26 protein-coding genes are annotated in these 24975 nt (G+C 35.7%); 22 read left to right on the forward strand and 4 right to left on the reverse strand.

Annotation, left to right across the window (positions count from 1 at the left end; genetic code table 11):
* The first annotated feature begins 1 nt into the window (after window position 1).
* Window positions 2–523: a 50S ribosomal protein L17 gene (gene rplQ / locus FW781_RS12830; protein WP_077413599.1), complete on the forward strand. Its 522-nt coding sequence runs from the start codon at window positions 2–4 to the stop codon at window positions 521–523.
* Between the two features lie 165 nt (window positions 524–688).
* Here the strand turns inward: rplQ and FW781_RS12835 are convergent, their stop codons facing one another.
* Window positions 689–1123, reverse strand: coding sequence for a hypothetical protein (locus FW781_RS12835; protein ID WP_149387766.1), 435 nt, complete (start codon window positions 1121–1123; stop codon window positions 689–691).
* A gap of 444 nt (window positions 1124–1567) precedes the next feature.
* Here FW781_RS12835 and FW781_RS12840 point away from each other — a divergent pair, with 444 nt between their 5' ends.
* The 8 genes from FW781_RS12840 (at window position 1568) to FW781_RS12875 (ending at window position 9221) form a co-directional block, all read left to right on the forward strand.
* Entirely contained in the window at window positions 1568–2200 is a 633-nt protein-coding gene (locus FW781_RS12840) for a response regulator (protein ID WP_149387767.1), read from the forward strand.
* 6 nt (window positions 2201–2206) lie between these two features.
* On the forward strand, window positions 2207–3031 hold the full coding sequence (locus tag FW781_RS12845; protein ID WP_149387768.1) for a hypothetical protein: 825 nt from the start codon (window positions 2207–2209) through the stop codon (window positions 3029–3031).
* Between the two features lie 618 nt (window positions 3032–3649).
* Window positions 3650–4438, forward strand: coding sequence for a sensor histidine kinase (locus FW781_RS12850; RefSeq protein ID WP_149387769.1), 789 nt, complete (start codon window positions 3650–3652; stop codon window positions 4436–4438).
* A gap of 70 nt (window positions 4439–4508) precedes the next feature.
* Window positions 4509–4838, forward strand: a complete 330-nt coding sequence (locus tag FW781_RS12855; RefSeq protein WP_149387770.1) for a hypothetical protein — start codon at window positions 4509–4511, stop codon at window positions 4836–4838.
* Between the two features lie 36 nt (window positions 4839–4874).
* A complete protein-coding gene (locus FW781_RS12860; protein WP_149387771.1) occupies window positions 4875–5189 on the forward strand; it encodes a hypothetical protein in 315 nt (104 codons plus the stop codon).
* Complete coding sequence (locus FW781_RS12865; protein WP_149387772.1) at window positions 5186–6334, forward strand: hypothetical protein; 1149 nt, start codon at window positions 5186–5188, stop codon at window positions 6332–6334. The genes FW781_RS12860 and FW781_RS12865 overlap by 4 nt, the downstream gene beginning before the upstream one ends.
* A gap of 223 nt (window positions 6335–6557) precedes the next feature.
* Entirely contained in the window at window positions 6558–7850 is a 1293-nt protein-coding gene (eno, locus tag FW781_RS12870; RefSeq protein ID WP_047380609.1) for a phosphopyruvate hydratase, read from the forward strand.
* An 84-nt stretch (window positions 7851–7934) separates the two neighbouring features.
* Window positions 7935–9221 (forward strand): citrate synthase, encoded by a 1287-nt coding sequence (locus FW781_RS12875; protein ID WP_149387773.1) that lies wholly within the window; start codon window positions 7935–7937, stop codon window positions 9219–9221.
* Window positions 9222–9283: 62 nt separating this feature from the next.
* Here the strand turns inward: FW781_RS12875 and FW781_RS12880 are convergent, their stop codons facing one another.
* Entirely contained in the window at window positions 9284–9607 is a 324-nt protein-coding gene (locus tag FW781_RS12880) for a nuclear transport factor 2 family protein (RefSeq protein ID WP_149387774.1), read from the reverse strand.
* A 17-nt stretch (window positions 9608–9624) separates the two neighbouring features.
* Window positions 9625–10419 (reverse strand): SDR family oxidoreductase, encoded by a 795-nt coding sequence (locus tag FW781_RS12885; RefSeq protein ID WP_149387775.1) that lies wholly within the window; start codon window positions 10417–10419, stop codon window positions 9625–9627.
* Between the two features lie 122 nt (window positions 10420–10541).
* On the opposite strand from FW781_RS12885, the gene FW781_RS12890 reads away from it, so the two are divergent.
* From FW781_RS12890 to FW781_RS12900, 3 genes are all read left to right on the forward strand, one after another.
* Window positions 10542–10922 (forward strand): winged helix-turn-helix transcriptional regulator, encoded by a 381-nt coding sequence (locus FW781_RS12890; RefSeq protein WP_149387776.1) that lies wholly within the window; start codon window positions 10542–10544, stop codon window positions 10920–10922.
* Between the two features lie 92 nt (window positions 10923–11014).
* Window positions 11015–12076, forward strand: a complete 1062-nt coding sequence (locus FW781_RS12895; RefSeq protein WP_149387777.1) for a helix-turn-helix domain-containing protein — start codon at window positions 11015–11017, stop codon at window positions 12074–12076.
* A gap of 80 nt (window positions 12077–12156) precedes the next feature.
* On the forward strand, window positions 12157–14331 hold the full coding sequence (locus FW781_RS12900; RefSeq protein WP_149387778.1) for a TonB-dependent receptor domain-containing protein: 2175 nt from the start codon (window positions 12157–12159) through the stop codon (window positions 14329–14331).
* Between the two features lie 34 nt (window positions 14332–14365).
* Here the strand turns inward: FW781_RS12900 and FW781_RS22445 are convergent, their stop codons facing one another.
* Window positions 14366–14530, reverse strand: a complete 165-nt coding sequence (locus FW781_RS22445; RefSeq protein WP_156121012.1) for a hypothetical protein — start codon at window positions 14528–14530, stop codon at window positions 14366–14368.
* 290 nt (window positions 14531–14820) lie between these two features.
* On the opposite strand from FW781_RS22445, the gene FW781_RS12905 reads away from it, so the two are divergent.
* The 10 genes from FW781_RS12905 to FW781_RS12950 all read left to right on the forward strand — a co-directional run bounded on the left by FW781_RS12905 (window position 14821) and on the right by FW781_RS12950 (window position 24898).
* Window positions 14821–15735: a dimethylarginine dimethylaminohydrolase family protein gene (locus FW781_RS12905; RefSeq protein ID WP_149387779.1), complete on the forward strand. Its 915-nt coding sequence runs from the start codon at window positions 14821–14823 to the stop codon at window positions 15733–15735.
* 86 nt (window positions 15736–15821) lie between these two features.
* Window positions 15822–16745: a citrulline utilization hydrolase CtlX gene (ctlX, locus tag FW781_RS12910; RefSeq protein ID WP_149387780.1), complete on the forward strand. Its 924-nt coding sequence runs from the start codon at window positions 15822–15824 to the stop codon at window positions 16743–16745.
* Window positions 16746–16765: 20 nt separating this feature from the next.
* Entirely contained in the window at window positions 16766–17125 is a 360-nt protein-coding gene (locus tag FW781_RS12915) for an S-adenosylmethionine decarboxylase family protein (protein ID WP_149387781.1), read from the forward strand.
* Between the two features lie 152 nt (window positions 17126–17277).
* A complete protein-coding gene (locus tag FW781_RS12920; RefSeq protein WP_394349729.1) occupies window positions 17278–18585 on the forward strand; it encodes a DUF4178 domain-containing protein in 1308 nt (435 codons plus the stop codon).
* A complete protein-coding gene (locus tag FW781_RS12925; protein ID WP_172625719.1) occupies window positions 18582–18782 on the forward strand; it encodes a hypothetical protein in 201 nt (66 codons plus the stop codon). Before FW781_RS12920 ends, FW781_RS12925 begins: the two co-directional genes overlap by 4 nt.
* Window positions 18783–18794: 12 nt before the next feature.
* Window positions 18795–19010, forward strand: coding sequence for a DUF350 domain-containing protein (locus tag FW781_RS12930; protein ID WP_149387783.1), 216 nt, complete (start codon window positions 18795–18797; stop codon window positions 19008–19010).
* Window positions 19003–20517, forward strand: a complete 1515-nt coding sequence (locus FW781_RS12935) for a polyamine aminopropyltransferase (RefSeq protein WP_149387784.1) — start codon at window positions 19003–19005, stop codon at window positions 20515–20517. Before FW781_RS12930 ends, FW781_RS12935 begins: the two co-directional genes overlap by 8 nt.
* A 79-nt stretch (window positions 20518–20596) precedes the next feature.
* Window positions 20597–22081 carry a flavin monoamine oxidase family protein gene (locus FW781_RS12940; RefSeq protein WP_228720195.1) on the forward strand — a complete coding sequence of 495 codons (1485 nt, stop codon included), beginning with the start codon at window positions 20597–20599 and terminating at the stop codon, window positions 22079–22081.
* Window positions 22082–22090: 9 nt separating this feature from the next.
* The gene (locus FW781_RS12945; RefSeq protein WP_149387786.1) at window positions 22091–23116 is read left to right on the forward strand and encodes a hypothetical protein; all 1026 of its coding nucleotides are present in this window, start codon (window positions 22091–22093) and stop codon (window positions 23114–23116) included.
* A 27-nt stretch (window positions 23117–23143) separates the two neighbouring features.
* Entirely contained in the window at window positions 23144–24898 is a 1755-nt protein-coding gene (locus FW781_RS12950) for a discoidin domain-containing protein (RefSeq protein ID WP_149387787.1), read from the forward strand.
* The last annotated feature ends 77 nt before the right edge of the window (window positions 24899–24975 follow it).

The following is a 24975-nucleotide window of genomic DNA, read 5'->3' on the forward strand; positions in this document are numbered from 1 at the left end:
AATGAGACACGGTAAAAAATTCAATCACTTAGGAAGAACAGCTTCTCACAGAAGTGCTTTACTTTCTAATATGGCTTGTTCTCTAATTGAGCATAAAAGAATCAACACTACTGTAGCTAAAGCTAAAGCTTTAAGAGTATATGTTGAGCCTCTATTAACAAAAGCAAAAGAAGATACTACACACAACAGAAGAATAGTATTCTCTTACCTTCAAAATAAATTTGCGGTTGCTGAATTATTCAGAACTGTAGCTCCTAAAATCGCTGAAAGAAACGGTGGTTATACAAGAATCATTAAGACAGGTTTCAGACCAGGTGATGCTGCTGATATGGCTCTTATCGAATTAGTAGATTTCAACGAGCTTTACAACCCTAATGCTGAAGAGAAAAAAGCTACAAGAAGAAGCAGAAGATCAACTGCTACTACAAAAAAAGCTGAAGCAGTAGTTGCTGATGCTCCTGTAGTAGAAGAAAAAGTAGAAGAAGCTAAAGCTGATACTACTGAAGAAAAAACTGAAGAATAATATTCATTCAGATATATAAAAAGCCATCCGGAATCCGGATGGCTTTTTTATTTTCTTTACATAGAATAATTTGGGCCATCATATTCTTGTTGATAGGAACGGCAGCTCAAAGATGTAAAGTGTATGAAAATAAAATGTCCCTCAATATTGAGGGACATTGCTATTTTAGATCTTTGTTCTTTTCAATTCAATAAGATTATTACCCTGTTCAAGATGAAGGCTGTCCCCTTTTACCCTGGCTGTCATATCATCTTTCTTGTAAATCGTTTCATCACCTTTGGTCTCTGTTTTAGGTAATGTAAAAGTTTTCTTGTTGCTGGTAATGGCTACTGTACTTTCTTTCGGATCGTTTTTGAATACTACTTTCACCAATGTTCCGTCTGTTGCCTTATAAACAAAATCTGTTTTTTCAATTTTCTGTCCGTTTATATCTACTGTTGAAGAACCTTGTGTTACCGAGTCTATTTTTCCATTGTTATCCGTAACTACAGTTGTTGAGCTGTCTGTTTTAATAACACTTTTATTTCCACTTTCACTTTTTTTACAGCTTACAGCCGTTAATGCAAGTACAGCACCTAGTGCTAAAAGACTTTTTTTCATGATTATATTATTTGATAGTTACAATGATTTTGTTCTTTAAATTTTACAAAAATCATGCCTGACAATATCAGAAATTTCTGTTGATTTTGAAATATATTTTTCTTCTTTTTCTCTTCAAGTAAAGTTGTTTTTCAAAAAAAGAAATATTAAAAATGAAATGAATATTATCTTATAAATGAATATTCATTTAGCATCTGTTCAAACGAAATAACTTTTCTTGTATGAATATCTGATTTTTAAATATTAAATTATCATATGTTTACTGTTTGTTTTATTATGTTGATATTAATTTAAATTAATATTGGTTTTTAAATGAAAAATTGATTAAATTTAGTAAAACTTAAAAGACTAAACCACACTATAAACTCAAATGTCAATATTACCCAAAGGTGTAATTGATTTCAATTCGTTTTCTGTTGAAATTTGCTAGAAACAAACAAAGTCATGAATATTTCCATCGCCATAGTAGAAGACGAAAAAAACTACAACAATGCGTTGAAGAAAGTAATCAATTACCAACAGGATATGAAGGTAATTGCTCAGTTCTTTGATGGAAATGATGCCATGCAAAACCTTCCCGCCATTTCACCGGATGTTGTGATGATGGATATTCAGTTGCAGGATATGCTCGGAATCGAAATCATCGAAAAGCTGCGAAAAGAGATGCCCAATACACAATTTATCATGTGTACCAGTTTTGATGACGATGAAAAAATCTTTAATTCCTTAAAAGCCGGTGCAATGGGTTATCTCGTAAAAGGAGAAAGTATGGACAAAATCCTCTCTTCTATCCGGGATGTATACCAGGGCGGAGCTCCTATGAGTTTTTCCATTGCCCGAAGAGTTCTCAGACATTTTGAAAGAAAGCTTCCGGAAATTAAAGGTTTCGATGAACTTACAGAACGTGAAAAGGAAATTCTTGAACTTCTTTCAGAAGGACTCCTTTACAAAGAAATTGCAGACAAAAAATGTATCAGTATTGATACGGTAAAAAAACACGTCGGAAATATCTACAGAAAACTTCACGTAAACAATAAAGTGGAGGCTATTAATAAATTTAACCAATCAAAAAACTAAGAAACAATGGAAAAAGAACTGCATGATTTTAAATGTGCTTTGGAAGCTGAGATTATTGCTAAGCAAAAGGCAGGAGCAATTAAGGATTTCTATGAAATGGAAGAGTTTACAGAACGTGAGCAATGGATAAAGGATTATATTACCAAGAACGGTGTGAAATTTTTCGTAACACATCCTATAGGAGATGAAGAATTTTTAAGAAACAGAGCGTTGTTTGAGCAGCGGGCTCCTGATATTACTCAAGAATTGTACATAGATTTTAATTTATTTGAAACCCTTGTCAGAGACCATTTGAATGAGGGGTATACAATAATGAAGATCTCTTTTAGACAACTTCCAGAGAGTAAGATTAGTGAGTTTTCCAGAATGATGCCTGAAAATCAATCATCACTGAAAAATATAGAAGGATATTTATATGCAAGCCTTTCCTTCCATGAGGCATCAGATACAACCAAACTGGATAAACACTATTTTGTTTTTAACCTGGATAGATATTATGAGGTAGATGAAAACCACTTGGGACGCTTTGATAGTACAGATTTAGGGAGAATCCTCACTAATGTATCCAATGACGCTTATGTAGCAAACTCTATACGCTATGAGTTGATTCTTGTAAAACAGTACATTGATAGAATACACATGTATTTGGAAGGTTGCCTTAAAAAAAATATTTCTAGACTTGACTTCATACCATGTATTGGAAGAAAAAAGACGGTAAGTTTTGGAAGTGGGAAACAGTCAATATATCTTGCAACTATGCCATCAGATAATAATAAACAATTACTTAGTGCAGATTTTCCATATTACGATCAGGGAAGTTTAGAGCCATAAGATGCTTATTACAGCTTACTATATAATTTCTTTTATTGTTTTAATAAAAGGTCTAATAGTTTTGAGAGGAAGGAAATTATCCTCTCAAGACTATTTTTTGTTGTATCTGGGTGTAAATTTTTTTGTAGATTTTTTTTCAGAAATTAATATTATTTCAACCAGATCAATTCAGTATAATTATCTGAATCTTTTCAATACTTTCTATTTTATCATTTTTTATTTTCGACGTATTAAAAACAAGAAAATAGCTTTTATATTATCTGCCATCGCTTTAATGGTAATACTATTGAATATCGAGCTTTTTTATGTTGATAAATATAATTTGAATATTGCTATCATGTATTGTGTTATCAATATACTACAGGTATTGTATTGGTGCAGTTACAAATTAAACAATATTAATAAATCGAAAATTACAGACGATCCTGTCTTTTGGATCTCAACCTCGATACTTCTATGGAGTTGTTTTTTTCTTTTCAGAATTATTCCCATGTACCTGCTGAATGAAATTGATAAGCCATTTCTAAAATTGCTGAAACAAATATTAAATGTAATCAATATTGTATGCAGTGGTTTATTTTATATTGCTTTACATAAATATAACCCAATGGATAAAAAATGAAGTCCTTACCTTCAGAAATAAAACTTATTTTTTTAATTGCATTACTTTTAGTTGTGCTTTTGGCTGCTTTTACAATTTTCGTTGTATTAATGTACAACAGAAAACAGCTTTTGTATCTGAAAGAACAACAGCTTAAAGAAGCCGAACATCAGAACCAACTCCTTCAGAAAGAGCTTGAAAAGCAAAAAGTTCTTGAACAGGAACGCGAACGCATTTCCCACGATATGCATGATGACCTCGGAGCAGGGATTTCAGCATTAAAACTTCAGGCAGAATTTTTAAAACAGAAAGCAGAAGATGGTGATCTGCAAAGTGATATTGATGAACTTCTGAAAACTTCTGAAGAAATGAATATTTCTATGCGTGAAATGCTCTGGAGCCTTAATTCAGGGAATGATACACTAGGCCGTTTTATTGACTATGCAATACTATATACCGGAAACTTTTTAAAGAAAACAAAAATAGTATTGCATTCGGAATGTAATGATATCATTGCTGAAACCTCTGTTTCCACAGAAATGAGGTGTAATCTTTTTCTCTGTTTAAAAGAAGCGGTGAATAATGTATACAAACACAGCCATGCAGATCAATTGAAACTTTCATTTTCACAGGAAAAAAATAACTTTTCTATGAAAATATCAGATAACGGAATCGGAATTCCGGATGACCAGCCAAAAGGAAATGGCCTCAGAAATATGAAAAGAAGAATGAATGAATTATCCGGTGAATGTCATATTTCATCCGAAACCCCTGGAACATGCCTGGTTTTTAAAATAACAGTATAAAAATTACCCCTTTGTGTAATTGACTGGTGTGTTTTTTAGAGGGAAATTTGATCTATAAAAACCAAAAGCCATGAAAACTCTTATTAATGACAGTATTGGAGATTTGGAAGCTGCTTTAAAAAACAACACTGATCTTCAGGAGAAATTTAAAACCAATCCTATGGAAGCTATAAAAAATGTAGAAATAAAAAATCCTAAAGACACAGATTACTGGATCTACAGAATTATAGTACTTATGCTCGGCCTGGCAGTGATTGGTATAATAGCAGGACTTATCCTCATTGCTTACTGGAATGATGGTGCTGCTAAAGATAATCAGCTGGTAACAATCTTTGCTACCATTTCGTCAGGGGCTATAGGAGCCTTAGCGGGGCTTTTATCTCCTTCACCGAGAAAATAAACAACTTAAAAACTAGATATTATGAAAACTATAACATTGAATATTACAGTAACGGGCGGAGCTTCAATTTTAGGAATTATTTATAAAATTTTTAAAAAAGGAAGCACAGTCCCTCTTTTTGAAAAAACAGAAAATGGAACTTTTTCTGAGGAATTTGAGTTAAAAGAGGAGACAGAATATGATCTTTATATAATTGGATCGAATCCTTTATCAGCAGAAAGAAATACAAGAATAAAAATCGATGGAGATATTACTCTTAGTGAAGATTCTGATTTAAATCCTGCAAATAGAAAAGGGAACGGGTATCTGTTAACGTATCATTTTAAAGTAAATAATAAAAAAGGATCATGAAAACACTTATATATAAATTAGGGATTATTCTGGTTTTCTTTAATGCATTATTGGTTTGTGCCCAAAATGCAGGTTTCGCAAAAAAAGATTTAAAATCAGATGGTTTTTATAATAAAATAGAAGAAACAAAATCAGGAAACTGGAAAGACGTATTGACTGATTATATGCAGGCTTCTTTTAAAGGATTAACAAGTGAAAACAAATCTTTTCAATTTAAAGCAAACATTTTTTCATTGAGATCAAAAGTTGATAGTACTTTATTAATTGATTATAACTATACAAGTAAACGAGAGATCTTTTATAGGAATTTTCAAGTACAAATAGGATTGAACCTTGATAATGATTATAAATTTAAGGGATTTAATTATGGCTTTGACTGGGCAATCATTAACAAAAGAGATACAACCATAGCCAGTTTAGCCAGAGAAGAGTATGAATCCGGTAAATATTTTGCCAAGTTAAGTTCTGCTTTAATTTTTGCTTTACAAAAATATAGAAACGTAGCAACTTCTACAGACTATCAAAAAATTGAAAAACTAGCAAAGGCTTCTATTGAAAAACAATATTACTTGCCCATAGATAATCTGCCGGAAGATTTTAAAAAGATATTGCTTGAAGAGCAGGATGGAATAGAAGCTAAAAAATTTTTAGATACTTTTCAAGATGAATTAGGAAAATTAAAAAGGCGACCTTTACTAACTGTAGGATTCCATAGTAATTTTCAAAAGGATTCTAAATTTTTAGACGAGTTTGATGCCAATTTGGTTTATCTGCAAGGATTGAAATCTAAGAAGGGAAGTAAATTGGAAATAGACTTCCGAAATCAGTTTAAAGCAAAAGATAGCATCACAACATCGGTTATAAAACGGAAAGAATTTTCGTCACAATTAGGATTGAATATTTCGATTTGGGAAACTAAAGAGAGATCTATCGTAGAACTTAAACCTAATTTTGAATATAAGAGAATTGTTTCAGGAATAATGACAGATGAAAAAAATGACCAGTTCTTAGCTAATGCAGATTTAAGAATAAGAATTTTAAAAAACCTTTGGGTTCCATTGATTTTAAAATATGATATTAAAAACAATAATCTTTTTGGGTTCTTAAATGTCAGTTTCAATTTTGATGCAATGAAAAAAGAATAGCATAATAATTAGATAATGAAAACTCACCTTTACAATTTTAAAAGGTGAGTTTTTTTATCATTCTTTCCCTATTTTAAATCTGCAATTCTGCATAAAGAAATTGTGGAATTATCATAATATAAATTAACTAAAATTTAACTTGGATTTATTTCAAAAAAATCCCTCGAAATACCCCTAAAAGTTAAATTTTGATTAAATTTGTCTAAACTAAAAAAAATAAAAAATGAGTGCAATTTCTTATATAGAAGCAAGACAGATTTTAGATTCCAGAGGTAACCCTACCATTGAAGTAGATGTATTTACAGAAAGCGGTGCAATGGGCCGTGCTGCTGTACCTTCAGGAGCATCTACAGGAGAACACGAAGCGGTAGAATTACGTGACGGTGGTTCAGAATATCAGGGGAAAGGAGTTCTGAAAGCTGTTGAAAATGTAAAAGAAGTAATTGCAGAGAATTTAGTTGGACAGCCGGTTTTTGAACAAAACTATATCGATCAGATTATGATTGATCTTGACGGAACGGCTAACAAAGGAAATCTTGGTGCTAATGCTATTCTTGGTGTTTCTTTAGCCGTAGCAAGAGCTGCAGCTGCAGAATTGGGAATGCCGCTTTATAAATATGTAGGAGGAGTGAATGCAAACACACTTCCTGTTCCAATGATGAATGTAATTAATGGTGGATCTCACTCAGATGCTCCTATCGCATTCCAGGAATTCATGATCATGCCGGTAAAAGCAGATTCTTTCTCTCATGCATTGAGAAAAGGAACTGAAATTTTCCACAATCTGAAATCTATTCTTCATTCAAGAGGTTTATCTACTGCTGTAGGTGACGAAGGTGGTTTTGCTCCTACTTTCAAAGGAACTGAGGATGCTTTGGATACCTTACTTCAGGCAATTGAAAAAGCAGGTTATAAGCCTGGTGACGATATTATGTTAGCGCTTGACTGTGCGGCTTCTGAATTCTATAAAGACGGAATTTATGATTACAGAAAATTCCAGACTCCGGATGCAGCTCAGTTTTCAAGCAGCGAGCAGGTTTCTTACTTAGCTGAACTGGCTGCAAAATACCCAATCATTTCCATTGAAGACGGTATGCAGGAAAATGACTGGGAGGGTTGGAAAATGTTAACTGATAAAATCGGTGACAGAGTACAGCTTGTAGGTGATGATTTATTTGTGACCAATGTAGAAAGACTATCCAGAGGAGTAAAAGAAAATATTGCGAACTCTATCCTTGTAAAAGTAAACCAAATCGGTTCTCTTTCTGAAACAATGGCTGCTGTACAAATGGCTCAGAACAACAGGTTCACATCAGTAATGTCTCACAGATCAGGAGAAACTGAAGATTCTACAATTGCTGATTTAGCGGTAGCAATGAACTGCGGACAAATCAAAACAGGTTCAGCTTCAAGATCAGACAGAATGGCTAAATACAACCAGTTATTAAGAATTGAAGAAGCTCTTGGTGAAACCGCAATTTTCCCAGGGTTAGAAGCATTTAAAATAAAAAGATAATTGAATTTATAAATAACGGCAAGCGATAATTTTTGTTTGCCGTATTTTATGGAAAGTGGTATATTTAAAAAAAATAAATAAATAATGTCAGACAACAAAGTAATATTGAATTACGACGGTAATTCATATGAATATCCTATCGTGGATAGTACTATCGGAGACAGAGGGATTGATATTTCAAAATTAAGAGACCAGACAGGTTTGATCACTCTGGATTTAGGTTACAAAAATACAGGAGCTACTATTAGTGACATCACTTACTTAGACGGAGATAAAGGAGAATTATTCTACAGAGGTTATCCAATTGAGCAGATTGCTGAAAAATCTAACTTCACAGAAGTAATGTATCTTTTATTACATGGAGAATTACCTACTCAGGATCAGTTTACTTCATTCGACAACAATATTAAAAAATATAACTTCATCGCAGACGAAATGAAAAAAATCATTGATGTTTTTCCTCGTTCTGCTCACCCTATGGGAGTTTTATCTTCTTTAACTTCTGCTTTGACAGCTTTCAACCCGAAGGCAGTTAACGTAAATTCTAAAGAAGAAATGGATCATGCTGCAGAGCTGATGATCGCTAAGTTCTCTCACCTTTGTGCTTGGACTTACAGAAAAACTCAAGGTTTACCATTGAACCACGGGGATAACAACCTAAACTATGTAGAAAACTTCTACAAAATGGCATTCAGATTACCAAACGCTGATTTCGAAATCGATCCGGTAGTTGTAAATGCTTTAGATAAATTATTAATCCTTCACGCAGACCACGAACAAAACTGTTCTACTTCTACAGTAAGAATGGTAGGTTCTGCGCACACAGGTCTTTTCGCTTCTATCTCTGCTGGGGTATCTGCACTTTGGGGACCACTTCACGGTGGTGCTAACCAGGCGGTAATCGAAATGCTTGAATTGATCGAGAAAGATGGAGGTGACGTATCTAAATATGTTGCTAAAGCTAAAGATAAGAATGATAGCTTCCGTCTGATGGGATTCGGACACAGAGTTTACAAAAACTTCGACCCAAGAGCGAAAATCATCAAGAAAGCTGCTGACGATATCCTTACTGCACTAGGTATTCAGGATAAAGCTCTTGACATTGCAATGCAGTTAGAAAGAGTAGCACTTGAAGACGAGTATTTCATCGAAAGAAAACTATATCCAAACGTAGATTTCTATTCAGGAATCATCTACAGAGCGTTAGGAATTCCTACAGAAATGTTTACAGTAATGTTTGCATTAGGAAGACTTCCGGGATGGATTTCTCAGTGGAAAGAAATGAGACTGAAAGGAGACCCGATCGGAAGACCAAGACAGGTTTACCAAGGTGCTCAGGAAAGAAATTATATCGACATCGCAAGCAGATAATATTTGCTTTCACCATACAAAAAAAATCCCAAAGCTTGCTTTGGGATTTTTTATTTTACAGCTTATCCCGTAATGATTAAAGCGGTAATAAGGCTGTCATCAGTTCTGAAATAAAAGTTAAGTAATGCCGGGCTTCCATCGAAGGAACCGGAAATGTTGATCTTTAAAAGAATGGTATGCTCTCTCGTTGAAAAATCCTGTACTTCAAATAACGTTTGAAATTCATTATTGGACTTCTCGTTCCAATGTTTTATTTCCTCCTTTCCTTTATAGATTTTTCCTTCATCAAAAACGGTCGCCTGATTCGAAAAACAATTGGAAAAAGCTGTACTGTCAAAAAGCTTCTGTGCTTTTAAAAATTCTTGTAAAATGTTAGGTAGGTTCATATTGTCATTTTAAATAATTAAATAGTAGGAATGGTACCACCGTCTATTACATATTCGGTTCCTGTTAAATATTTTGCTCTGGGAGAAACCAGAAAGCCAACAAATTCTGCAATATCTTCGGGTTGTGCCGGCTTCCCGATAGGAATTCCTCCCAGTGCATCCATCACACTTTGCGTAGCCTCTTCAACAGTGATTTTTGAACTGTCAGCAATTCGTTCCATCATTCGGTTTGCAGATGAAGTCATGATCCAGCCGGGAGAAACCGTGAGTACGCGAATCCCTTTGGAAGAAACTTCTTTCGACAGGCCTTTACTGTAGTTAACTAATCCGGCTTTGGCAGCTGCGTAAGGAAGCGTAGAATCAAATAATGGTAATCTTCCCTGAATAGAGGCGATATGAATGATTACTCCATTTTTCCGTTCCAGCATTTGGGGCAAAAATCCTCTGTCTAAACGGACTGGTGCCAGAAGATTCGTCTGAATAGTGTTTTCCCAATCTTCATCACTCAGTACTGCAAAACCACCGCCAGGTGTCTCTGAGCCCCCCAAAGTATTAATCAGAATATCCAGCCTGCCAAACCTGGAAAGGACTTTTTTTACCAGTTTTTCAGTTTCTTTTGCCTGGCTCAGATCGCCTGCGATAAAATGAAGCTGACTGTTAATATTTTCAGGTTGATTCCTTGCAGTGACAATTACAATGGCACCTGCAACTAACAATCTTTCGGCAATTGCTTTTCCGGTTCCTTTTGTTCCGCCTGTTACCAAAGCTATTTTACCTGATAACTCATGATTGAAATTGAATGGCTCTGTCATTATTTCTTTTTTGTACAAATTTCAGGAGTATGACAGGCTCGTACAAGTACGGATGTACGAATCACATAGGGATAAATTAATCCCCTATTGTGTTCTCATCTCATTGTGTTACATTTGTTTTTATGTATGAAAGAAAAATCCCACCCAATCTGAATTGCGGGCTGGATCTTATTGCTGAAGTGCTTTACGGCAAATGGAAAATCCGTTTGCTGTGGTTTATTAATGAAGGAATTCAAAGACCAAGCGAGCTGCAGCGAAAAATTCCTGATGCTTCCCGCAGAGTTTTGAATGTGCAGTTGAAAGAACTGGAAGAACATGAACTTGTTATGAAGAAGATTTATCCCGTTGTACCTCCAAAGGTAGAATACAGTCTTACAGAATTGGGTCAGACCTTAATTCCGGTCATTGCAGCACTGGGAAAATGGGGTGATGATCATGAACAACGCTTACGGGTACTAATTCTGAAAAGGCTGGAAGGCATATCTCGAACAGGAATAGAATAAATATTGTTACTAGAATTTTGATATTTACAGATATTTTCCAAAATTGAATATAATAATTTGATTAAATTTACTGTGTAAAAAATTAATACTCAATGACTTTTGGACAACAGATGCTATTTTTCTTCAGCGCAGTAGGAGCATTCAACGGACTTTTGCTGGGAATTTATCTGCTGTTTGTTAAAAAACTAAAATACCTTCCGGATTTTTTCCTTGGAATTCTTCTCTTAATGCTAAGCTCAAGAGTAATGATTTCAGTATGCTTTTATTTTTATCCAGATTTACCCAGAATTATCGCGCATTTAGGGCTGTCAGCCTTATTTTTTACCGGACCGGCTTTATATTATTATGTGAAATCTTCCTTCCAGCAGGATCAGTTTGATTGGAATGACTGTCAGAAATGGTTTGGGATATTAACCCTTATTTTAGGAGTTGTTGGTTTATTGTATCTGGTGTTTCCCATCACATGGGATAACTATTTTGGTACTTTTATCTATACCATTTGGTCTGTATTTATATTTCTTACGGTCTATCAGTATTATATTTTGCTTAAGCGGAACCATAAAAGTCCAAATAACTTTGTACTTCCGATTCTGGTCAGCAATGTGATTATCTTTTTGACTTATCAGCTGATTTCAACGGGTTGGGTACAGATATACTGTGCAGGAGGAAGCCTGGTGTTTTCATTTGTGTTATATGCCAACTTTTTGATTTTATTTAACAAAAAATATCAGCAGCTTCCGGTAAAAGAAACAGAAAAATATTCCAATAAAAAGATTTCCGGAGAACAGGCGGATACTTTTGTAACAAGATTAGAAAGGGTAATGGATACGGAAGAGCTCTATAAAAATCCGAATTTAAAATTGAGCGATCTTGCTTCAAGAATGAATATGCCTGCTCATCAGCTTTCCCAGCTTCTGAATGATAATTTGGGAAAAAGTTTTGCGACCTGCATCAATGAGTACAGGATCAATGCAGCTTGTGAAAAAATAGAAAACGGGTCTTATTTAAAGATTGAGGAGATCGGGTACGAAGTAGGATTTAATTCCAAATCAACTTTCTTTTCAACCTTCAAGAAAATAAAAAATACAACTCCTCTTTTGTATAAACAATCTCAAACCCTTACTGAACCTAGGTTTCAGAGTTCAAATTTATAATTCAGTACTGCGGAATTTCAATTTCAAAACCGCTTTTTTACGACAAGCCTATACTTTTGATTTCATAAAATTTTAAATCTATGATCATCAAATTGTGGCTTTTGTTATTCCTGCTATTTCTCTCAGTTTTTGGAAAAGCACAGGAAATGGTAAAAAGAAAAGTTCCGGATTCTCTGGCTCAGGCAACATCTTCCACCACGAATATTTCAGAAGTTATTCTTCAATCAGCTCCGCGAAAGATGAAATTGAACGATGGAAACCTGGTGGTCTCTGTTGCCGGAAACAGAGACTTTAAAACCTCTACCCATCTTCTTGATGTTTTAAGAAAAACACCCGGTGTTACAGTAGATCAGGAAGACGGAATTTTTATTGGAGGGAGAATTGCTCCGGCTGTGCTTATTGATGGAAAACCTGTTGTGATGAGCAATCAGGAGCTGCAGGCCTATTTGCGGTCTTTATCCCCGGATATGGTGGAATCTGTAGAAGTGAATACCAATCCGTCTTCAAAATATGATGCAGAATTTAAAGGAATTATTGATATTAAATTAAAAAAGAATACCAGTCTCGGCTGGAAGGCAAGCTATAATGGGAATGTGTATATTAATAAATTCAACTACAGGGAAAATGCATTCAATACATCTTATCATACGGGAAAAGTGACTTACAGTCTTCAGGCAGGCTATAATGAAGGTATTTCAACCTATCGTTATCAGGCTTTGCAGCGATTGGCAAATACGAATATGATGCGCACTCATACCTATCAGGAAGATTTTGGAAAGGTGTACAGTATTCAGACGGGAGCAGATTTCAGACTGAATGATAAAAACAGATTGGGAATCAATCTGAGAGGGAATTTCAGGAATAATGACCGTTCACGAAACGGATCACTTTTTACTACCGATCAAAATGAAACCCAAACAGTATTGAATACCGCCAGTGAAAATCCCACCCGTTATTCACAATATAATTATGGAATTACCACCGATTATTCTTTTCAAAATAAAGGTTTTAAACTCAGTTTTTTAGGAAACTATCTTTCAGTTAAAAATAAACAGAAGGATGATTTTATCAATAGAGATCAGGCTGTAACAAATCTTCTGTCTTACTGGAAATCTGACTTGATTAATAAAATAAATATCTATACTGCCCAAATAGATGTTTCGCAGAAAATTGATCATGCAGATCTTGAAGCAGGAGTTAAATACAGCAGTTCAGACACTCAAAATAATATCAGGTATGATACATTATCTGCCGGAAGTCAATTTGTCTTTGATCCTGCGAGAAGTAACGTGTTTTCATATAAAGAAAAAATATGGGCAGGCTATCTGGCGTACAGACAGAAAATGGGAAACTTACAGATTAATGCAGGATTAAGATTTGAAAATACAAACAGTATTTCCAATGCAATTACTGTGGATTCTGTTGTTGCAAGAAACTATCTGAAATGGCTGCCTTCACTAAGTGCAAACTATACTTTTAACAAGTCCAGTGAATTTTCCCTTTCCTACAGCAGGAAAATAACGAGACCGGTATTCTCTCAGCTTAATCCGTTCCGATTTTATTTCAGTCCGTTAAATTACTGGATAGGAAATCCTTATCTGCTTCCTTCCTTTACAAGCCAGATCAAAGCAACCTACCGCTACAAAAACTGGATCACAAGCTTTACAGTCGGAAAGGAAAAAGATGTGATGACACGTTATCCTCTGTACAATCCGGAAACGAATGTATTAGAATATCTGGGAACGAATCTTCCGTACCGGAACTTTGCTGTTCTGGAAACCAGTTTTCCAATCAGAATTACAAAATGGTGGAATGTTACCAGTCAGATCACAGGATATTATAATTACGAATTCAGGCCTTATTTGGATGAGGTTTTTGCATTGAAAATCTACAATTATGAGGTCAGGCTCAATCAGGTATTTTCCCTTCCAAAAGGATTTACGGTGAATGTATTTGCCAATTATGAATCTAAAACGGGGAACAGTCTTTACATTATCAAACCAAGATATACCATAGATGTATCGGTTCAAAAGTCATGGCTTGATCATAAACTGAACACTAAATTGGGTTTTAATAATCTCTTAGATTCTTACGAACAGAGGCTGGAATTCCGTCATAAACAGATCATGGATAATCGGTTTACCCATTGGTGGGACAGCAGTAGATTGGTATTTTCACTCAGTTATACTATGGGAAGTTCAAAATATCAGGTAAAAGAAACCCAGAAAACAGAAGAAGAAAACAGAACGAGATAAGAAAGCCTGCTTGAAAAGCAGGCTTTCGTTTTTATTATGGACATTGGCATCTGTCGCATGTCCAGATATAACAGTTTCCTGCATCATCCCACTCACAGCATCTTCTGCCTGTTGAGATTGGTGCACCTCCCATTACGGATTTTTGTTGCTCTCTTCCTAATTTTTGTGCGTTTTTCAGCACCGGATTGTTCTTGTTCATAACTTTGATTTTTGGTGTTAATAGTTAAGTTTTAAGATTTATAATTTCGCGAAAATTATATCACTAATATAGGAAATTAAATAATAGGATTATCTGTTTTTTTGTTCTTATGTAGATGGAAAATAGTAAGTTGTAGATGTTTTTGGAACTATTCACTACAGTTGGCAGTGCAGGCAAGGAAATTTTGTTGAAGGGTGTTGATTTTGGATGTCAAATTTAATGCATAAAATAATCCAAAAGTTTTATAGGTAGAGACCTTTACTTATATTTGTAGTATTGCATAAATCTTTATGAGACTAAACATTAAAAATGAAACGGGTAGGCTGAAGTCAGTAGTTCTAGGCCAGCCTAATTCACTGGGAGCAGTTCCTACACTAGAGGAAAGTTATGACGCAAAGTCATATTACTCAATCGAACACAATATTTATCCTAAAGAAGAGGATATTATCAATGAAATGAACGCTTTTGAAGCGGTTCTAAAAAAGTATGACGTTGAAGTACTGCGTCCAAGTATCATCAAAGACTACAACCAGGTTTTCTCAAGAGATGTAGCCTTTGTGATTGATGACAAGATGATCATTTCCAATGTGATCGCAGACAGAGCAGACGAGCAGGAAGCATACAAAAGCGTTTTTGAGAAAGTAGCATGGAGAAAGATCATTAACCTTCCGGAAACAGCACATATTGAAGGAGGAGATGTGATCGTATGGAATGATTTTATTTTTATCGGAACCTGCTTTAGCGAAGATTACAGAAACTATAAGACGGCAAGAACCAATGAGTATGCCATTGAAATCTTAAAAGAATATTTTCCAAAGAAAAGAATTATCGACCTGGAATTGAAGAAAAATGATAAAGTTCCGTTTGAGGGAATTCTGCATTTGGATTGTACATTTAATCCCGTAGGAGAAGACAAATGTATCATTTATAAAAACGGGTTCGTAGACGAGAGTGACTACCGCTTGATTATCGACATTTTCGGAGAAGAAAACTGTTTCCATATCAATGATGAAGAAATGTTTGAAATGTTCCCGAATATCTTCTCTATTGCTCCTGATATAGTAGTTTCAGACAAAGCATTCACCAGAATGAATGATCACTTAAGAAACGAATGGGGAATGACCGTTGAAGAAATTCCTTACAGAGAAATCTCTAAAATGGGTGGTTTGTTGAGATGTTCCACAATGCCGCTTGTGAGAGAATAATCAGGTGGGAGAGTTTTTAGTGTTTGAGAGTGAGAGAATTCTTAATCTTTCAATTTTTTAATTTTTCAATCTTTTAATCAAAAAAAATGCAGACAACAGATACAGTATTAATGATAGAACCGATTGCATTCGGTTACAACGCTGAGACAGCAAAAAACAATTACTTTCAGGTAGAACAGACAGGTTCCGATATCCAGCTCAAAGCTTTGGCTGAGTTCAACACCTTTGTCGGAAAGCTGAGAGGAAAAGGAATTAATGTGATCACCATAAAAGATACATTGGATCCACATACTCCGGATTCTATTTTCCCGAATAACTGGGTGAGTTTCCATAAAGACGGAAAAGTGGTATTATATCCGATGTTCGCTTCCAACAGAAGAGTAGAAAGAAGAGAAGATATTATTGAAAGCATCAAAGAGCAGGGCTTTGAAGTTGCTGAAATTGATGACTGGTCTTTTCCTGAAACTCAGGGGCATTTTCTGGAAGGAACGGGAAGTATGATTTTCGATCACGATAATAAAATTGCTTACGGTTCTGTTTCTTTGAGACTGGACGAAAAACTGTTCAGAGAATTCTGTGCAAAATTCGGATTTACTCCCATTGTTTTCCATTCATTTCAGACAGTAGGAACAGAAAGACTTCCTATCTATCACACTAATGTTATGATGTGTGTGGCAGATAAATTTGTAGTGATCTGCCTTGATTGTATTGATGATGAGCTGGAAAGAGAAAAGGTAGTTGAAACCATTAAAGGTTCCGGAAAAGAAATCATCGAAATTTCAGAAGACCAGATGCAGCAGTTTGCAGGAAATATGCTTCAGGTTCAGAATAAAGATGATAAGAAATTCCTGGTGATGAGCCAGACAGCTTACCAGTCTTTAACTACAGAACAGGTAGCCGCTATTGAAAAATACTGCGAAATTATCTATTCAGACCTGAATACCATTGAAGTAAATGGAGGAGGAAGCGCAAGATGTATGCTTGCTGAGGTTTTTCTTCCAAAAAAATAATATATTTACGAAAAAATTAATTGAACCCATTATCAAGTAAAGGTTTACATATTCTTCTGACTTTGGAAACAGAGTCAGAAGATTTGTTATTAGACAGCAAAGGTTTTCTGGCGTTTACAGAAGAGATTCTGAAAACCAAAGAGGTGGAAATTGTAGGCGTTACCAATCATATTTTTGAGAATGATAGCTTTACTTCTGCAGTGATCCTTAAAGAGTCTCACCTTTGTATCCACACGTGGCCGGAATTTAAACAGCTTACTTTTGATGTTTTTCTTTGCAATTATACACAGGATAATACCGGAAAAGTAGAGCAGATTGCAGATGAGGTGGTTCAGTATTTTAAAGCTAATACCATTCAGAAACACAAAATTTACAGATAAAAATGCATTATGTCTGCCCAGCATGCGAATCAGAAAATAAATTAGATCTCACCTTTCCCGTAGAAGAATATGTTTGCCAAACCTGTTCTCATCTCATTGATGCAACAGGAAACAAACAAATCAAACATTTGAAGGTTCCAACGGAAAACGTTGTGTTAGATGTCGGACAAAAAGGAAAAATTAAAGGTGTAGAATATACCGTCGTGGCAATTGTTGTCAAGAAATACGGAAACAGTATTTTCTGGCGTGAATACTCTTTAAAAGACAGTAAAGGAAATGATGCTTTCCTGAGTGAGAGTGACGGGCATTGGGTTTTCCTTATCCCGATACATCCTGACGATTTTAAAAGTAAAAACTCAAAGTTACCAACCTATGCCGGACGAACGTATCGCTGGTACGAAAATTCTCAATGCAGTATTGATGCAGCAGCTGGTTTTTTTGATGAACATCTGGATTTCAGCATTGCTACCTATAAAGAATACGTCAATGGTACACGCATGATCTCCCAGGAGAAAACCAGCAAAAAAAGCCAGTACTTTTATGGGGAACATATTTCAAAATATGAGGTGAAAAGAGCCTTTAAAATAGCTCATCTGCCTTATTATACAGGAATAGGGATTGTGCAGCCTTATTATTTCGATACCAGACAGGCTTTAAACATCTTTTGTGTGGCAGCATTAATGATATGCCTGCTTCAGTTGTATGTGTATACCTCAAGAACAAACGAAACCGTTTTTGAGCAGTCTATTAATTTTACTGATGTAAAAGACAAGGAACTGGTCAGCAAAAGCTTTACCTTATCAGGAGGCTCAGCACCATTAAAAGTAAATGCTTTTTCAGCTGTTGATAATTCATGGGCGAATGTTCAGCTAAGCCTTGTGAATGAGAGTACCAACGAAGTTGTATATACCTCAAAAGATATTGAACAGTACCATGGCTATGAAGATGGCGAAAGCTGGTCAGAAGGAAACCAGTCCGAAGACTTTAATCTTTGTGGAGTAACTTCCGGGCAGTATCACTTTCTTATTTCTGCAGAGAAGGATGGTACTTTACCTAGCTTTTCCGGTCTTATGTCTCCGGATTCAAAGGTTACGGTATCACGGGATAGATCAGGAATTATAGGGATTACCGACCTGCTTAGCGGGCAAACCACAACTTTTACAGATGGAAAGATACTGGAAAAAGATTCATCGGAAGTTGCCAGACTTGCTAAAACGTCTTTCGGTACTCAAAAGCTGGATTCCCTGATTAATGCTGAAGCACTTAGACTCACTTCAGATCCCATTTCAAGCAATACTTATGTACAGCTCAAAGCAACATGGCTTCCTGTTTCATTCTGGAACTTTGGGTTTATTTTATTCATTATGGTTGCTCTCTTTGTAGCTATGTGGATAGGAAAACATTTCTTTAATGTGAATAAATGGAAGAATAGTTCAAATACCCCTTATACCACATCATGATAACTAATATTTTACATTACATAAGACAAAACTGGATTCTCTGTCTGATCGGAGGATTTTTCATGACCTGGTTTGTATATCTTACTTATCAGGGAAATCAGGTCTGCGACTGTGCCAAGACAGAAACATACCGTGACGGAACTACAAAAAGCCACTCCAGAGGAGGAGTAGGATTCTACAGATACTATCACAAATAAAAATATAAAACTATGGACAACATCAATTTCTTACCCATATTAAACTCGGTTCTTTATTCATTCTTAGGAATCGCGATTCTTATCGTGTGCTATTTTATCATCGAAAAACTTACACCGGAAAAAACATGGCATGAGATCGCTCAGAACAAAAATATAGCACTGGCTATCGTCTTCGGAGCATTTATCATCGGAATTTCAATGATTATAAGCGCGGCAATTCATGGATAAGAAGAGGATTCCTCTTGAGCTGCTTTTATTGTTTTCGGTATTCGTCATTGCTACATGCGGATTGATTTATGAATTGGTGGCTGGAGCCTTGGCAAGCTATCTTTTAGGAGATTCTGTAAAGCAGTTTTCATTCATTATTGGGGTGTATCTGTTTTCCATGGGAGTAGGTTCCTATTTTGCGAAATTCATCAAAGGAAATCTGATTGATAAATTCATTGAGATTGAGATCCTGGTAGGAATCGTAGGCGGAATCAGCTCTGTTGTGCTCTTTACTTTGTTTAATACACTGGCACATTTTGAAAGCGTTCTCTATCTCTTTGTCTTCTTCACAGGATGCCTCGTTGGTGTGGAAATTCCGCTTTTAATGAATATTCTGAAAGACAGGGTACAGTTTAAAGATTTAGTTTCAAATGTCTTTGCATTCGATTATATCGGAGCCTTGCTGGCATCCATTCTATTTCCGCTGGTTTTGATTCCGAAGCTGGGGATTGTAAAAACCCCATTGTTTTTCGGACTCATTAATATTTCTATCGCGATATTCCTGTGTTATTACCTCAAAAGAGAATTGTCAAAGCCGCTTTCATTAAAAGTAAAATCAATTTCAGCGTTTATTCTATTGGTGGGACTTTTTATTTTTTCTGATACTATTTTGTCTTATTCTGAAGAAAAACTATATGGTGAGAATGTGGTTTATACCAAAAGCTCACCCTACCAAAGGATTGTTCTCACCAGAAATACCCACGAATTTCGTCTCTATTTAAATAACAACCTGCAGTTTTCTTCTACCGATGAATACCGTTATCATGAAGCTTTGGTACATCCTGCTATGTCTATGGCCAAAAATATTGATAACGTTCTGATTCTGGGAGGAGGAGACGGTTTTGCAGCAAGAGAAGTATTAAAATACAAAGACGTTAAAAAAATAATGCTCGTAGACCTCGATGGGGAAATGACGCAATTTTTTAAGACCAATGAAACCATGCGAAGGCTGAATCAGGGATCTTTCTCCAATCCTAAAGTGGAAGTGATTAATAAAGACGCTTACATTTGGGTAAAAGAAAACAAAAAAAAGTTTGATGTCATCATTATAGACTTTCCGGATCCATCCAATTACAGCCTGGGAAAACTCTATTCACTGCAGTTTTATAAAGAACTGGAGAAGCTGACGACGCTGGACACTAAAATAGTGGTTCAGACCACTTCTCCTTATTTTGCTCCCAAATCGTTCTGGTGTATAGAAAAAACGATCAATCAGATTTTTCCTTTCACAGCAGCATACCATACCTATGTTCCGTCTTTTGGAGAATGGGGATTTTCTATGGCTTCATTTGAACCTGTCAACAACAGAATCTACAGAAAGCTTCCGGGTTTAAAATTTTATGATTACAACTTTTCACAGATGTCTTATTTTAATAAAGATATGAAAGTGAAAGACGTAGAAGTTAACCGTCTGGATAACCAGATACTAGTTCGTTATTTCGATGAAGAGTGGGGGAAAGTACAGTAGAAAAGAATTTATTAAAACTATATTTTTAGGTAGTCTAATGCTTCCTTTTTTGCAGTATTGCAGAAAGAAGGCAAAATCATTGTTACTAATAATCACCGGTACCAATTATGTTCTCGGACATCGGCTGTGGGCAAAAGATTTTCCACCGTTTTCAGAAGTTATCCACACAAAGTATCTTATTGTCGGTGGTGGTATTTCCGGGCTTTCTGCATGCCGGTTTTTTAATTTAAATAATGAAAATGATTACCTTCTCCTTGAAATGGAAAATCATCTGGGGGGAAATTCTTCCAACGGGCAGAATTCATTTTCGAAGTTTCCGTTAGGTGCTCATTATTTACCGTTACCCAACAAAGAGAATACAGAAATCATCGAATTTTTGAAAGAATGTGAGATCTGCTTAGGAGTTGAGGATAACGGAGAACCCATTCTTGATGAGTACCAAATGACTTTTCCGCAACAGGAAAGATTGTTTTATAAAAACTCCTGGCAGAATGATATTGTTCCTCAAAAAGGGGTATCAAGAGAAACCCAGCAGGAACTTAACCGCTTTTTCAAGTTGATGGATGAGTTTCGTACAAAGAAAGATGCACAGGGAAAATATTGGTTTGCTATTCCGGTGCATGATTCAAGCAGAGAAGATGAGGTTTTAAAACTTGAAAGGCTCATCTTTAAAGACTGGCTCAAAGATAATAACTATCACTCTGAAGAACTTCTCTGGCTGCTAGACTATTCCTGCAGAGACGATTTCGGATTAGGGATAGACTACGTTTCAGCATGGGCGGGAATTCATTATTTCGCCGGAAGAAAAAATAACTGGAGTACACAATATAAAGATCAGGTATTTACATGGCCGGAAGGCAATGCAAGGCTGGCAAAACATTTTTCAAAATATACCGAAGGGAAACATATGTCCGGTAATCTTGTCTTTGATGTAAAACTTAATGATAACGTTGAAGTACTGAGTTTCGACAATACCGAAAAGAAAACCAAAAAAATTATAGCCAATAAAGTACTGTTTGCATCACCACAGTTTGTAAACGAAAGGATTTTTAATCATAAAAAAGCATCCTCATTCAATTATGTGCCCTGGCTTTTAACAACCATTACTTTGAAAAATGAGTTCGGAGGAGATGAAGAACTGGCCTGGGATAATGTAATTTATGGATCTTCCGGATTGGGTTATATTTTTGATCAGCATCAGAATCTTAACCAGATTATGGGAGAAAAAGTGATTACCCATTACAAAAGCTTTTCAACCGGAGACTGTAGAAAAGCAAGAAAAAAGCTGTATGCGATGAAAGATGCTGAACTGAAAACTTTAGTTTTGGATGATCTTAAGAAGGCACATCCTCTGATAGAAGATTTTATTCTGGAAATGCAGTTTCATAAAATAGGACATGCGATGATTGCGCCGGTTCCTGACCAAATCTTTGGAGAAAAAACCAGAGCAGCAAAAGAACCTATTGATGATAAAATTTTCTTTGCCCATTCTGATCTTTCCGGAATATCTATTTTTGAAGAAGCCTTTTATCAGGGAATCCGGACTGCAGAAAAAATGATATAAAATAATACAATGAAGCAACCCTGGATACATAATGCAAAAACAGACTGGTGGTTTATTCTATCACCGCCTTTTGTTATATTGTTAATTATTTTTCTCTTTCAGAAACAGATTCAGGGGCTGGAAAATCATTATTCTTTTTATACATGGCTTTTCCTGATTGTTTTTGTGGATGTGGCTCATGTTTATTCTACCTTGTTCAAAACCTATTTTGTAAAAGGTGAAATCCAGAAAAATAAACTGCTTTATCTCGGAATTCCTGCCTTAAGCTGGGTTTTGGGTATTGTTCTGTTCCAATTCGGAAATCTGACATTTTGGTCGGTACTTGCTTTAATAGCCGTATTTCATTTTATACGCCAGCAATACGGATTTATGAGGATTTATGCACGTTTTGAACCGAATAACTTGAGCAAGAAAATAGATGAGGTGGCCGTTTATTCGGCAACAATCTTTCCCATGTTATACTGGTTCAGAACACCTCGTGCCTTTACCTGGTTTGTCAATAATGAGTTTGACTGGCTTCAAAATCTTCCCAACTACATTCCTCTGATTACTGTAATATATTTTGTAATTCTTATCGTTTGGCTTTTTAAAACTGTAATTGAAGTTTTTAAAACAAAAAATATTAATATCCCGAAAACGGCATTGATCACCGGAACTTTCCTTTCCTGGTATTTCGGAATTGTGTACTTTAACAATGATCTTCTTTTTACTTTTCTGAATGTAGTCTCCCATGGAATCCCTTATATCGCATTGATCTATATCCGGGAAATACAGCAGAAAGAAAATAGTATGTTGAATGGAATGCTGATTTTTAAATCTTTTTCCGGAATAGTTTTGTTCATAGGAGTTATTTTAGGATTTGCTTTTGTAGAAGAATTTTTGTGGGAAACTCTGGTCTGGAACGAGCATTTTTCCCTGAATGTGATGATCTCAGAAAAATGGTTTCAGTTTCTGGTTCCGTTATTAGTCGTGCCACAGCTTACTCATTATCTCCTGGACGGCTTTATTTGGAGAAAACCCAAAAAAGTTAGCTAACTTTGCGGTAATCTTTAAAATCTAAAAATGAGACAATACTTTCTGGCATTAGCAATCTTTCTCGGAATCTTTGCAGGAGCACAGCAGAAGACGTTCTGTAATCCTATTAATATTGATTATGGCTATACTCCTTTTGAAGTTTTTTCTAAACAGGGAAAACACCGTGCTACGGCAGATCCGGTGATTGTTAATTTTAAGAATAAATTGTTTCTTTTTTCTACAAACCAAGAAGGGTATTGGTACAGTGATGATATGCTGGACTGGAAGTTTGTAAAAAGGAAATTTTTAAGAGACAATAAATATACCCATGACCTAAATGCTCCGGCAGTTTGGGCCATGAAAGATACTTTGTACGTTTATGGTTCTACCTGGGAACAGGATTTTCCGATCTGGAAAAGTACAAACCCAACCAAAGATGACTGGAAAATTGCAGTAGATACTTTAAAAGTAGGAGCGTGGGATCCTGCATTCCATTATGATGAAGATAAGAATAAATTATATCTGTACTGGGGCTCCAGTAATGAATGGCCATTGCTGGGAACAGAAGTGAAAGTAAAAAACCTTCAGTCCGAAGGTTTTGTAAAACCGATTATTAAACTAAAACCGGAAGACCACGGATGGGAACGTTTCGGTGAGTACAATGATAATGTTTTTCTTCAGCCTTTTGTAGAAGGAGCTTGGATGACAAAGCACAACGGGAAATACTATATGCAGTACGGTGCACCGGCAACAGAATTCAGTGGATATTCTGATGGAGTATATGTCAGCAAAAATCCTTTAGAAGGTTTTGAATATCAGCAGCATAATCCATTTTCCTATAAACCGGGAGGTTTTGCCAGAGGAGCGGGTCACGGAGCTACGTTTGAAGACAATTATAAAAACTGGTGGCACATTTCAACCATTTTTATTTCCACTAAAAATAATTTTGAGAGAAGACTGGGAATCTGGCCGGCAGGTTTTGATAAAGACGATGTGATGTACTGTAATACAGCTTATGGTGATTATCCTACATACCTTCCGCAGTATGCACAAGGCAAAGATTTTACAAAAGGTCTTTTTGCCGGATGGATGCTGCTGAATTATAATAAACCGGTTCAGGTTTCATCAACTTTAGGTGGTTATCAGCCCAATTATGCTGTAGATGAAGATATCAAAACATACTGGAGTGCCAAGACGGGAAATTCAGGAGAATGGTTTCAGACAGATCTTGGTGAGGTTTCTACTATTAATGCCATTCAGATCAATTATGCTGATCAGGATGCAGAGTTTATGGGGAAAACTCTAGGAAAGATGCACCAATACAAAATCTATGGTTCCAATGACGGAAAGAAATGGAATGTGATTGTGGATAAAAGCAAAAACGCGAAAGACGTCCCTCATGACTATGTAGAATTGGAGCAACCTGCAAAAGCCCGTTTCCTTAAAATGGAAAATCTGAAAATGCCTACCGGGAAATTTGCACTGAGCGGTTTCAGGGTATTTGGAAAAGGAGCAGGGAAGCAGCCCGCCAAAGTAGAAGGTTTTGTACCTCTAAGAGCTGACCCTAAGAAATATGGTGAAAGAAGAAGTATCTGGATGAAATGGCAGCAGAATCCTGATGCAGACGGCTATGTAATCTATTTCGGAAAGTCTCCTGATAAATTGTACGGAAGTATTATGGTCTACGGAAAGAATGAATATTTCTTTACAGGTGCAGACAGAACAGATGCTTACTACTTCCAGATAGAAGCTTTCAATGCAAACGGTGTTTCAGAAAGAACAGCTGTTGCAAAATCTGAATAAATCAAATTAAGAAATAAAAGAATGACACGTTTTGAATCATCAGAACGTGTTATTTTTTGTCAAAATTATTATTTCTT

This window comes from Chryseobacterium panacisoli (genome assembly GCF_008274625.1).
GTDB classification, from domain to species: Bacteria; Bacteroidota; Bacteroidia; order Flavobacteriales; family Weeksellaceae; genus Chryseobacterium; species Chryseobacterium panacisoli.

Bases quoted from the DNA above. Each gene is read 5' to 3' on its own strand.
- FW781_RS12935 (WP_149387784.1), top strand. From the start codon at position 19,003: ATGGATAAGAAGAGGATTCCTCTTGAGCTGCTTTTATTGTTTTCGGTA.
- FW781_RS12890 (WP_149387776.1), top strand. From the start codon at position 10,542: ATGTATGAAAGAAAAATCCCACCCAATCTGAATTGCGGGCTGGATCTT.
- FW781_RS12840 (WP_149387767.1), top strand. From the start codon at position 1,568: ATGAATATTTCCATCGCCATAGTAGAAGACGAAAAAAACTACAACAAT.
- FW781_RS12905 (WP_149387779.1), top strand. From the start codon at position 14,821: ATGAGACTAAACATTAAAAATGAAACGGGTAGGCTGAAGTCAGTAGTT.
- FW781_RS12945 (WP_149387786.1), top strand. From the start codon at position 22,091: ATGAAGCAACCCTGGATACATAATGCAAAAACAGACTGGTGGTTTATT.
- FW781_RS12900 (WP_149387778.1), top strand. From the start codon at position 12,157: ATGATCATCAAATTGTGGCTTTTGTTATTCCTGCTATTTCTCTCAGTT.
- FW781_RS12930 (WP_149387783.1), top strand. From the start codon at position 18,795: ATGGACAACATCAATTTCTTACCCATATTAAACTCGGTTCTTTATTCA.
- FW781_RS22445 (WP_156121012.1), bottom strand. From the start codon at position 14,530: ATGAACAAGAACAATCCGGTGCTGAAAAACGCACAAAAATTAGGAAGA.
- FW781_RS12865 (WP_149387772.1), top strand. From the start codon at position 5,186: ATGAAAACACTTATATATAAATTAGGGATTATTCTGGTTTTCTTTAAT.
- FW781_RS12850 (WP_149387769.1), top strand. From the start codon at position 3,650: ATGAAGTCCTTACCTTCAGAAATAAAACTTATTTTTTTAATTGCATTA.
- FW781_RS12950 (WP_149387787.1), top strand. From the start codon at position 23,144: ATGAGACAATACTTTCTGGCATTAGCAATCTTTCTCGGAATCTTTGCA.
- FW781_RS12885 (WP_149387775.1), bottom strand. From the start codon at position 10,419: ATGACAGAGCCATTCAATTTCAATCATGAGTTATCAGGTAAAATAGCT.
- FW781_RS12855 (WP_149387770.1), top strand. From the start codon at position 4,509: ATGAAAACTCTTATTAATGACAGTATTGGAGATTTGGAAGCTGCTTTA.
- rplQ (WP_077413599.1), top strand. From the start codon at position 2: ATGAGACACGGTAAAAAATTCAATCACTTAGGAAGAACAGCTTCTCAC.
- FW781_RS12845 (WP_149387768.1), top strand. From the start codon at position 2,207: ATGGAAAAAGAACTGCATGATTTTAAATGTGCTTTGGAAGCTGAGATT.
- FW781_RS12895 (WP_149387777.1), top strand. From the start codon at position 11,015: ATGACTTTTGGACAACAGATGCTATTTTTCTTCAGCGCAGTAGGAGCA.
- FW781_RS12875 (WP_149387773.1), top strand. From the start codon at position 7,935: ATGTCAGACAACAAAGTAATATTGAATTACGACGGTAATTCATATGAA.
- eno (WP_047380609.1), top strand. From the start codon at position 6,558: ATGAGTGCAATTTCTTATATAGAAGCAAGACAGATTTTAGATTCCAGA.
- ctlX (WP_149387780.1), top strand. From the start codon at position 15,822: ATGCAGACAACAGATACAGTATTAATGATAGAACCGATTGCATTCGGT.
- FW781_RS12880 (WP_149387774.1), bottom strand. From the start codon at position 9,607: ATGAACCTACCTAACATTTTACAAGAATTTTTAAAAGCACAGAAGCTT.
- FW781_RS12835 (WP_149387766.1), bottom strand. From the start codon at position 1,123: ATGAAAAAAAGTCTTTTAGCACTAGGTGCTGTACTTGCATTAACGGCT.
- FW781_RS12925 (WP_172625719.1), top strand. From the start codon at position 18,582: ATGATAACTAATATTTTACATTACATAAGACAAAACTGGATTCTCTGT.